We start from the raw sequence: 10003 nt of genomic DNA, 5'->3' as shown, positions 1-10003 counted from the left end.
TTCACGCTTCACGCTTCACGCTTCACGCTTCACGCTTCACGCTTCACGCTTCACGCTTCACGCCTCACGCCTCACGCCTCACGCCTCACGCCTCACGCCGTCTGATACCAGGGGCGGTGAAACCGCGCGCCGAGGCGGTTGAAGTGCGGTACCAGCAGGTTGGCGGTCAGCACCGCGAAGCAGAGCCCGTCGGCATAGAGGCCGAATTCCCGGATCAGCTCGGTTACGGCACCGACGGTGATGCCGAACAGGATCCGGGCGCTGCGGTTGTCGGGGCTTGTGACCGGATCCGTGGCGATGAAGAAGGCGGTCAGCAGGTAGCCGCCGAGGCTCAGGCTGTGCAGGCTTTCGTTCAGCGTATGGCCGGCCAGCATACACAGGCTTACGGAGCTGGCCATCATTGCCAGCGGTATTTCGATGCGGATCAGCCGAAGCAGCGTCAGCATCAGACCACCGGCGAGGTAGCCTATCCACGACAGGTAGGGGGCGGCGGTATCCAGCAGCCCGGTCTTCAGTGGCGTTGCGCCGCTCAGCGCGTCGATCTCCAGTCGCGCTGCCAGTTGCCACTCGAGCAACAGCAGTTCCTCTAACGTTAATTCGGCGGTCCAGGGAAACTGCGGGTCGGGCGCCGGGTACAGCAACTGATGGAAACAGATCGCCACGACGGCGAGGCCCGCCATGGCCGGATTGAGGCGGTTGCGTCCCAGGCCGCCGCCGCTGTGCTTGGCCAGGCCCAGTGCCGTCAGCATCGCCAGCGCCATCATCCACACCGGCACCAGCAGCGGCAACGCCCGCGCCAGCAACAAACCGCAGACGAGCCAGCTGAGGTCGCCGAGTCCCAGCAGCAGGGGCCGGTTGCGCAACCGCAGGCACAGGGCCTCGGTCAGCAGTGCAAGCAGCAGGCACCAGCCCGTCTGCAGCCAGACGATGGCGCCGAACTGCATGGCGTGCAGCAGTGTGCCGGGGATCAATGCCAGACTGATCGTGGCCATGATGCCGCGGACGCTGTCGGGACGCCGGCTTCTGACCAGTCTCATGATTGCAGATCCCGTTTGCCCTGGCGAAAGCTGTCGCGCAATGGCAGTCGGGCCGGACAGGAAAGGCTGCAGGCGCCGCATTCGATACAGGCGTCGAGATTCAGCGTTTTCAGGGCCCGGTGCTGGCCGTCCTGGACAGCGGCGTAGAGCGACATCGGCTGCAGTGCCATCGGGCAGACATCGACGCAACGGTTGCAGCGAATGCAATCGCCTGCCGGTTCCGGCTGAGGCAGCCAGTCGCGCGCACCGTAGATCAGGCAGCCGGTGGTCTTGCCGATCACCGCTCTGGCGTCGTCGAGCGCGCGTCCCATCATGGGGCCACCCACATGTATATCCGTTGTCTCGGCGCCTGCGAATCTTGCGAGGTCGCGTACGGCAAGCCCGATGGGGGCCTCGATATTGCCGGGGTGTGCGCAGCTGCCGGTCAAGGTGAGGATGCGGTTGATCAGGGGCTCGCCGGCAAAGACAGCGCGCCCCAGGGCGTGCAGCGAAGCGACATTCAGTACCTGGACCCCGATTGCGGCGGGCAGCTGCCCCGGGGCGAGGCGGCGACCGCAGAGCGCCCGGATGAGCATGGGCTGGCCGCCGGCCGGATAGCGTTCGGGCAGGCGCCGGACCTTCAGCCGGCTGCCGGCCCGGGTGATGGACTGTTTCACGGCACGGACGGCTTCGGGCTTGTTGCCTTCTACCCCGATCAGCGTCCGCCCTGCGCCGAGCAGGTCGGCAAGGAAATCGGCTGCCCGGACGATCATGTCGGCGCGTTCACGCATCAGGGCATCATCGCAGGTGATAAAGGGTTCGCACTCGGCTCCGTTGATCAGGAGAAAGTCGGTCAGGCCGGCGCCCGCCAGTTTCACGCCGGTGGGAAAGCCGGCCCCACCGAGTCCCGCCAGACCCATGCGCATGGAAAAATCGGCCAGCTCCGCCAGCGTTCGGGGTTGGCCGGGCGTTGGACGCGCAATCCATTCGTCGCGCCCATCCGTCGCGATGTGCACCGCCTGGACCGGCGCATCTCTGTCAGCGACTGTTACCGGCGCGATCGCCTTCACGATTCCGGACGAACTGGCATGAACCCAGAGGTTGCGTTCGTCGCCGACGCCAATCACCTCGCCCTTCAGCACCCGCTGTCCCGGTTCCACACAGGGACGTGCGCGACTGCGGCCCTGTTCCAGCGGGATTGCCAGGGCAGTGGCCCCTGACGGAAAGGGGCGAATGGCGTTTCCGCTTGACAGGTGCTTGTGGTCGCGAAGCCTTAGCCCGCCCCGCCAGGGGCGTCCCAGCAGGTCGCCAAATGTATCGAAATACTGTGAAGAATCGAGTGACTGGGTGGGGTAGGGGGTGGACATCGTATCTACGCCGGGACCTTATTGTATTATTGAGCGGCAGTGATATTACGAGAGCACAAAGACGAATGCAAAGCGTTCTCATGTAGATTTATTTTTATGCCGCTCGATTTGTTATGCCCGCGTACCTCAGACTTACTGCACGCCAGGCCGCTGGCAAGACCGTTTGCCGGTTACGGCACCGCGCGAGGCTGTTGACAGAAGCGTAAATAAAAACAATTATCAGTTGCGGAAAATTTACCGAGTTGGCGTGAGAGGGGTAGATGTTGCGGTTCAAACCCGGTCGTTCGTTGATATTGCTGGTGGCGCTTGGTGTCGCTCCCCTTGGGCATGGCGCTACGGCAGATCGCCAGCAGGCGCTGGAACAGCTTGGCCAGGCGCTGTTCTTCGATCCCAACCTGTCGCGCAACCGCAGCCAGTCCTGCGCCAGTTGCCATGATCCGGCGAAGGGCTTTGCCGATCCTGGCACGAACAGCACCGGCGGGGCGGTCTCGCTCGGCGATGACGGCCGCTCGCTGGGCGATCGCAATGCGCCGAGCGTCGCCTATGCCGCCTTCGCGCCCGACTTTCACCGGGATCAGGACGGTCAGTTCGTGGGCGGCCTGTTCTGGGACGGCCGTGCCAGAACGCTTGCCGATCAGGCGATGGGGCCACCGCTGAATCCGGGGGAGATGGGCATGCCCGATATGGAGACGGTGCGTCAGCGGCTGCTGGAAAACCCCGGCTACGTCACCCGTCTGCGTGAACTGTTCGGCGAAGAGGCACTTGAGGATGCAGCTGGTGCCTATCGCGCCATGGCCGAGAGCATCGCCGCCTACGAGCGCACCGCGGCGGTATCGCCGTTCGACTCCAAATATGACCGCTATCTGCGCGGTGAGTATCAGATGACCGAGCAGGAGGAGCTGGGCCGGACCCTGTTCTTCTCGCAGCAGTTCACCAACTGCAACCGCTGCCATCAGCTGGAAAGCTCGCCGCTGGCCGAGCGTGAAACCTTCAGCAACTACCGCTACCACAATATCGGCGTGCCGGTGAACGAGCGAGTGCGCGCCGAAAACGGCAGTGCCCCGGACCTTGTCGATCCCGGGTTGCTGAACAATCCGAATATCGTCGACTGGGAGGCGCGCGGGCGCTACAAGGTGCCGACGCTGCGCAACGTGGCTGTGACCGGCCCCTATATGCACAACGGCGTTTTCCGTGACCTGGAGACAGTGGTTCGCTTCTATAACCGCTACAACAGCAAAAGCGACAAGAACCAGATCAACCCGGAAACCGGGCACCCCTGGGGAGAACCGGAGGTGGCGGAAAACCTGTCCCTGGCCGATCTGGAGCACGGGCCGGCGCTCGACGATCACCGCATCGACGCGCTGGTCGCCTTCCTCGACACCCTTACCGACAGGCGATACGAGCCGTTGCTGGAGAGCCGCGAACAGTCGAAGTAACGGGGCCTGTCGAGTGGCTGCCGGCGGTGTCGACTAGCGGCGGTCGCGGTACTCAGGGCGTGACCCGGATGCCGAAATAGTCCGCGATACCGGTGAGCACGGCATTGACGGCAACGGCCGCCAGTATCAAGCCCATCACCCGGCTGATGATATTGGCGCCGCTTGCGCCGATGAGTTTCTGCATCGGTGCGGCGAGCAGCATCAGTCCCAGCGTCAGAGCCAGTATTGTCAGCATCAGCAGGCTGGTAATGGCCTGGTCGATCAGCGAGAAGCGGTTCTTGTCGGTCAGCAGGATGGCCGCCATCATCGCGCCGGGCGACGCGATGGATGGCATCGCCAGCGGAAAGACGGCGCCGTTGACGCCCGGACGTATCAAATGCAGTTCGCCCTCCGGCTTGCTTTCACCGAAGATCATATTGAGGGCGAACAGGAACAGTACCAGGCCGCCGGCGACCTGAAAGGCGGAAAGCGGTATCCGCATGGCCCCGAGCAGAAACTCGCCGGCGACCACGAAAAACAGCAATACGCCCGCCGCGACCAGAGTCGCCTGCACGGCGATCTTTCGGCGCAACAGGGGGTCATGCATGGCCGCTGTCACGGCGATGTAGACCGGCAGGGTGCCGATCGGGTCGATTACGGCCCACAGCAGGACGAACTGGGAGATCAGATCGTTCATCGCCGTCCGTTCAACTCTTCTTCGAAATCAGCCAGTGGGTAATACCCAGCGCCAGCGTCACCGCCGCGATCGCCAGGATGTAATCGGCGCTGGTCTTGTCCAGATCCAGCACTATGACCTTTCGTGCAATGGCCATCAGCGCGGTGGCGGTCACCAGCCGTATCGGCAGGACATCGGTGCCCAGGTAAAGCCTGATGTTGATAAAAATCTCGACCGCGATCAGAACCGCCATGAAGGCGCCGAAGGTCTGGAAAATATCGTTGATGTTGAGCAAAAAGTGAGGGGGCGTACTCAGGCGCTGATAGAGTACATAGATGACATCACCGATGCCCCAGATGATGACCATCACCATCAACACGGCGAGCACCTTGATAGCGACGCGGATGATACGGTGGAGGAACCGGATCAGCGGGTCCGAGTGCTCTTCGGGCAGCTCCTCGTGGATCAGTTCGTGGTGATCGTTGTCTTCGGTCATGGGGTCCTGTCGCTTCCTGCCGGGGAGCTGAGCGTTGCATTTTGGCTGGCCTGTCGTTTGGGGCTCCAATCCGCAGCCGCTAACGTAAGCGTATTTGATATTGGTGATTCTGCCACCGTGTTACCTACGGCAAGGCGCGCGGTTTGGATTCGACGCGAACATTCTGAGAAGGAGTCAGGCAGGGCATGATCGAACTTTCCAGGCTGTCGATGGCCTATGGCATCGGCGACGAAAGCGTCAGGGTACTCGATGATCTGAACCTCTCGATCGGTGCCGGCGAGCGGGTGGCGATTGTCGGTCCGTCCGGGTCGGGCAAGACCACGCTGCTGCTGTTGCTCGCTGGTCTCGAAACCCGCCAGCGGGGCGACATTCGTATCAACGGCGTCGCGCTGGACCATCTCGATGCCGACGGGCTTGCCGATCTGCGCCGGGACCAGATCGGTATCGTGTTCCAGTCCTTTCACCTGGTGCCCAGTCTGACCGCTTTGGATAACGTTGCCTTGCCACTGGAAATCGCCGGCCGGTCCGATGCGCGCCTGCGTGCGCGCACGATGCTGGCGGAGGTGGGGCTCGAGGCGCGGGCCCGTCATTATCCTTCGCAGCTCTCCGGCGGGGAGCAGCAGCGGGTCGCACTTGCCCGGGCGATGGTGCACGAACCCGCGCTTTTGCTCGCTGACGAGCCCACCGGCAATCTCGACTCCCATACCGGCGAGCGCATCAGCCGGCTGCTGTTCGATCTCCAGTCCCGGATTGGCACCACCCTGGTACTGGTTACCCACGACGACAGCATTGCCCGGCGCTGCGACCGGATACTGCGTTTGCGCGATGGGCAGTTGAGCGATGCGGGAGTGGACGATGCGGTTTCTCGCTGAACTGGCCTGGCGCGATCTGCGCGAAAGCGGGCGCTCGCTGTGGGTATTCTGCCTGTGCCTGATGCTCGGTGTTACCCTGATCGCCGCAACCGGCGGTCTTTACCGGCAGGTTGAGGCCAGTCTGCTGGCGGATAGCCGGGCGCTGTTCGGCGGCGATCTCGAGGTCGAGAGCCGTGAGGCGCTGGCGCCCGAGGTGCTCGACTGGATTCGCGCCCGTGGCAGCCTGTCGCTGCTCATCGAAGTGCGTACCATGCTCGGTAACTCGGACGGGGACTATCAGCTGGTGGAGCTGCAGAGCGCCGACCGCCAGTACCCGCTTTACGGGGAACTGCTGCTGGAGCCGGCGCAGGATCTGGTGACGGCCACCGGGCTGCGGGATGGTCGCTGGGGCGTGGCGCTGGATCCGGTGCTGGCGCAGCGGCTGGGGCTGGGAGTCGGTGACAGTGTCGAGGTCGGTGCCCTGACACTTGAGGTGCGCGCGCTGATCCGACGCCAGCCGGACCGCAGACTCAGCGCCGACTGGCGCGGTCCACCGGTGTTGCTGGCGGCACCGGCGCTGAACGCCTCGGGGCTGATCGGGCCCGGAAGCCGGCTCGAGTACGAGTATCGCATTCGGACCGATCTGTCGCCTGCGGCGTGGCGCGACGCTTTCGTCGATGCCTTTCCCGACAGCGACTGGGAAATCCATACCTTCAGCGATCGCAGCGAACGGCTGGCGGAAGTGCTGGGTCAGATCGCATCCGGACTGCTGCTGATCGGCTTCAGCGCGCTCTTTATCGGCGGTCTTGGCGTGTTCAACAGCATCCAGGCCTATCTTCAGGGCAAGCTGCCGACCATCGCCACCTTACGCGCCCTTGGCCTGCGCAATCGCCGGCTGGCAACGGTGTATCTGCTGCAGGTCGGTCTGCTTGGCGGTGTCGCCAGTCTGGCCGGAATGCTGGTCGGGGGTGCGTTGGCGATGACCGGTAGCGCTCTCGTCGCTCAGCGGCTGCAACTGGCCGCCAGCGTCGGCGACCTGACGGCGCCACTGGCCACGGCTGGCCTGTTCGGTCTGCTGACAGCCTTCACCTTCGCTCTCCCGGCCGTGGGACGAGCGCTGTCGGTGCCGCCCGCCACGCTGTTTCGCGGTATCGCCGGTGCAGTCACTGCCACGCCTCCCGGCTACTGGGTGGCTGCCGGAGTCGGGGCGACGCTGGTGTTGGCGCTGGTGCTCCTGACGCTGCCGGATCCCCTGTTCGGGCTGGGATTCGTATTGGCGGTGCTGATTCTGCCGGCGCTGTTCGACGGCCTGGTCCTGCTGCTGCGAAAGCTGGCCGGGCGTCTGGACGACCATCGGCTGCTGGTGGGGCGCCTGGCGCTGCGGCTGGCGCTGGCCAGCCTGCGCCGTCCCGGGTCGCCGCTGCGCGCCATGCTGCTGTCGCTGGGCTCGGCGCTGACGCTGCTGGTGGCGTGCACGCTGGTGGTGGTCGCATTGATGCGGGCGCTGAACGACACCCTGCCGGAGGAGGCTCCGGCGATGGTGTTCTATGATATCGCGACCGACCAGCGCGCAGCGGTCGTCGAGGCGATCGAGCAGGCCAGAAGCCTGGAGCGGCTCGACCTGGCGCCGCTGGTACTCGGACGTCTGGTCGCGGTCAACGGCGAGCGGCTGGAAGACAGTAGCGATCGCAAACGGGCGCTCGAAGCGCGGGACGAGCACAAGTTCAGCCATCGGGCCAACAATATCGATGCGGTGGTACTGGAGCGGGGGGAATGGCGTTCGCGTGGTGACGGCGGACTGCCGGCCGTGGTGATGGAGGATCGGGAAGCCGATCAACTGGCACTCGGGCTGGGCGACCGCCTGACCTTCATGTTCGGCGGCGAGCCGCTGGAGGCGGAGCTGACCGGCATCTATCGACAGAAAGGCATGCAAACCCGGTTCTGGTTCGAGGCAATCCTGGCGGAGGGGGCGCTGGACCCCTATATCAGTCGTTATGTCGGCGCCGCTTACCTGGATCACGGCGAAGCGATCGCCACGCAGAACCGCATCGCCGCGATCGCGCCCAACGTCGTGACCGTTCGCACCGAGGCGATTCTGACCGAGGCCCGGGCACTGCTGGGCAAGGCCGCGGCAGGGCTGTCGCTGGTCGCCGCCATCAGCCTCGGCGCCAGCCTGCTGGTGCTGGTCAGTCTGGTGGCCACGGCGCAGGCGCGCCAGGTCTACATTGCGACGCTGATGCATACCCTCGGTGTGCGGCTGGCGGTGATACGCCGCAGCCTGCTGCTGGAATTCCTGCTGCTCGGGCTGATCAGCTCGACGCTGGCGCTACTGCTGGGGGCGGCGCTGGCGCTGCCGCTGCTGGAGTATCGCATCAAACTGCCGGCCTCCGATCTGCTCTGGGCCGGCGCGCTGACCGCGCTCGTTGCCAGCGCCTGCTGCCTGAGCCTTGGGGTACGCTACCTGCTGCGACGTATCAAACTGAGTCCTGCGGCGCTGTTGCGAAGCGGTGGTTGAGACATCAATCGCGTCCCCGGCCGTTTCGTTCCCGGCGATCAGGAATCGGGAGTCAGCCGACCCTGCTGCCACTGTGCTTCGGTATCGGCCAGCGCCTCGGCGATGCTGTCGAGGTCGGTCGAGGGCAGGGTCTCCGGCAGCGGGTCAAGACCGGTACTGGCAAAGAGCTGACCGTAGCTGTTGCGCAGCTCGGCGTAGGCAAGGTCCCGGCGCAGATCCGCCTGCAGCGCATTCAGTTCGGCCTGGATCAGTTCGATCTCGCCGATCGCCTGGGCGCGGTGGCGGTTGCGCATCTGTTCGGCGATCTGTGTATCGATACGTGACAGCTGCTGACTGGTTTCGAACTGTCGGGCCGCCTCGTTGAAGTTGGCGTTGGCGACGTGAACCTGGGCCAGGATGGCCATCGACATCGCCTGTCGGCGCGCATCCGCGACGGCTTCGCCGGCCCTGGCGACATCGATGGCGGCAGGACCCGACATGACGTTGAACAGGTTCCAGGTGACCTTGACGCCGTAGTCGGCCCAGCTCTGGTTGACCAGAAAAGAGTTGCTGTCGTAATGACCGCCAGCGGAAAACTCGAGCCCCGGCAGCAGACGCAGCATGGCCTTTCGGGTTTCCGCAGCGCTGATGCGGGCCTGGTAGTCCTGCTCCCGCAGCTCCGGCCGGTGGCTCAGCGCCACTTCTTCCAGTTGCCCCAGTTCGATATTCAGCTGCGGGACTGCATAGCCCTCGCTGGCGGCGAGGCTGAAGTCCGTGCCGATGGGCAGGTTGATCAGCGTCGCCAGCTCGGTTTTGGCCAGTGACAGGGCGCGCCGCTGGGCTTCGAGCTGGCGCGTGGCTTCGATCAGTGCGCGTTGATAGCCGAGCGCTTCGACCGGATCGCCGATCCGCCGGCTGCTCAGCTGCTGACTGTCGGCGCGGGCCTTGTCGACGCGGGCCATCAGGTTGTCGATCTGTTGCAGCAGGCGGTCCGCGGCCAGGGCGCGCCAGTAGGCGGAGCGCACGTCCTGCACGATGGTATGGACCACCTTGCGTCGACGTTCCTGAACGATCAGTCGCTGGTCCGCCTGCTGTTTGGCACTGACGTAACTGACGCCGAAATCCAGCACGTTCCAGACCATGGTCAGGTCCGCCACATCGCGATCCCGGTCCTGTGAGGTGGAGGGCTCCAGCGACTCGGTTCCGGTCCTGATGCTCTCGCTGCTGGATGCGCTGACGTTGTCCCGTCCGACGTAGCCGGCCTCCAGTGCCATCCGCGGCAGCATATCGAAGCTGGCAAGGTCCAGCTGCCGGCGTGCCAGTGCCTCCTCCATGATCTTGAGGCGTCCCTCCAGGTTGTACTTGATGGCCCGTGCCATCGCCTCATGCAGCGTCAGGGGACCGCTGAGTGGCTGCTGATCCCTGAACATGTTCACCAGGTCGCTTTTGGCGCGTTGCTCGCTCACGCCAAGGTCGATCGGTTCGCTGGTGACGGCGCAGCCGCTGACCGCAAGTGTCAGCAGACTGATGCTGAAAAGTTTCCGACTGTTGTTCATGCCTGGGACGTCCCCTTGTCACGCCTGACTGGTTGATCCCGCAGGCACCCCGCCTGACGGGTCCGAATATCGGGTAATCTGTATCCCCTTGATTTTCAGGGGCTCGAACCGGCCCGGGCCGGGCAGTGGATG

At 64.5% G+C, this 10003-nt stretch carries 8 protein-coding genes; 3 read left to right on the top strand and 5 right to left on the bottom strand.

The annotated features are described in order from the left end of the window. Positions 1-92: 92 nt before the first annotated feature. Together IEX85_RS10445 and rsxC are read right to left on the bottom strand one after the other, a co-directional pair. Positions 93-1037 carry an RnfABCDGE type electron transport complex subunit D gene (locus IEX85_RS10445; RefSeq protein WP_188860520.1) on the bottom strand — a complete coding sequence of 315 codons (945 nt, stop codon included), beginning with the start codon at positions 1035-1037 and terminating at the stop codon, positions 93-95. Continuing rightward, the gene (rsxC, locus tag IEX85_RS10440) at positions 1034-2383 is read right to left on the bottom strand and encodes an electron transport complex subunit RsxC (protein ID WP_188860519.1); all 1350 of its coding nucleotides are present in this window, start codon (positions 2381-2383) and stop codon (positions 1034-1036) included. The genes IEX85_RS10445 and rsxC overlap by 4 nt, the downstream gene beginning before the upstream one ends. A gap of 260 nt (positions 2384-2643) precedes the next feature. On the opposite strand from rsxC, the gene IEX85_RS10435 reads away from it, so the two are divergent. Next, positions 2644-3819: a cytochrome-c peroxidase gene (locus IEX85_RS10435; protein ID WP_188860518.1), complete on the top strand. Its 1176-nt coding sequence runs from the start codon at positions 2644-2646 to the stop codon at positions 3817-3819. 52 nt (positions 3820-3871) lie between these two features. On the opposite strand, the gene IEX85_RS10430 is transcribed toward IEX85_RS10435, so the two are convergent. Together IEX85_RS10430 and IEX85_RS10425 are read right to left on the bottom strand one after the other, a co-directional pair. Further along, on the bottom strand, positions 3872-4495 hold the full coding sequence (locus IEX85_RS10430) for a MarC family protein (RefSeq protein WP_188860517.1): 624 nt from the start codon (positions 4493-4495) through the stop codon (positions 3872-3874). A 10-nt stretch (positions 4496-4505) separates the two neighbouring features. Further along, a complete protein-coding gene (locus tag IEX85_RS10425) occupies positions 4506-4970 on the bottom strand; it encodes a phosphate-starvation-inducible PsiE family protein (RefSeq protein ID WP_188860516.1) in 465 nt (154 codons plus the stop codon). A gap of 185 nt (positions 4971-5155) precedes the next feature. On the opposite strand from IEX85_RS10425, the gene IEX85_RS10420 reads away from it, so the two are divergent. Together IEX85_RS10420 and IEX85_RS10415 are read left to right on the top strand one after the other, a co-directional pair. After that, complete coding sequence (locus IEX85_RS10420; protein ID WP_188860515.1) at positions 5156-5842, top strand: ABC transporter ATP-binding protein; 687 nt, start codon at positions 5156-5158, stop codon at positions 5840-5842. Beyond that, complete coding sequence (locus IEX85_RS10415; protein WP_188860514.1) at positions 5826-8336, top strand: ABC transporter permease; 2511 nt, start codon at positions 5826-5828, stop codon at positions 8334-8336. The genes IEX85_RS10420 and IEX85_RS10415 overlap by 17 nt, the downstream gene beginning before the upstream one ends. 38 nt (positions 8337-8374) lie before the next feature. Here IEX85_RS10415 and IEX85_RS10410 read toward each other — a convergent pair whose 3' ends face one another. Then, positions 8375-9871 (bottom strand): TolC family protein, encoded by a 1497-nt coding sequence (locus IEX85_RS10410; RefSeq protein WP_188860513.1) that lies wholly within the window; start codon positions 9869-9871, stop codon positions 8375-8377. Positions 9872-10003 lie beyond the last annotated feature (132 nt).

Source organism: Marinobacterium nitratireducens, assembly GCF_014645375.1.
GTDB lineage: Bacteria > Pseudomonadota > Gammaproteobacteria > Pseudomonadales > Balneatricaceae > Marinobacterium_A > Marinobacterium_A nitratireducens.
Note: the sequence above shows the minus strand (reverse complement) of the source record. Positions and strands in the feature narration are given on the sequence as shown.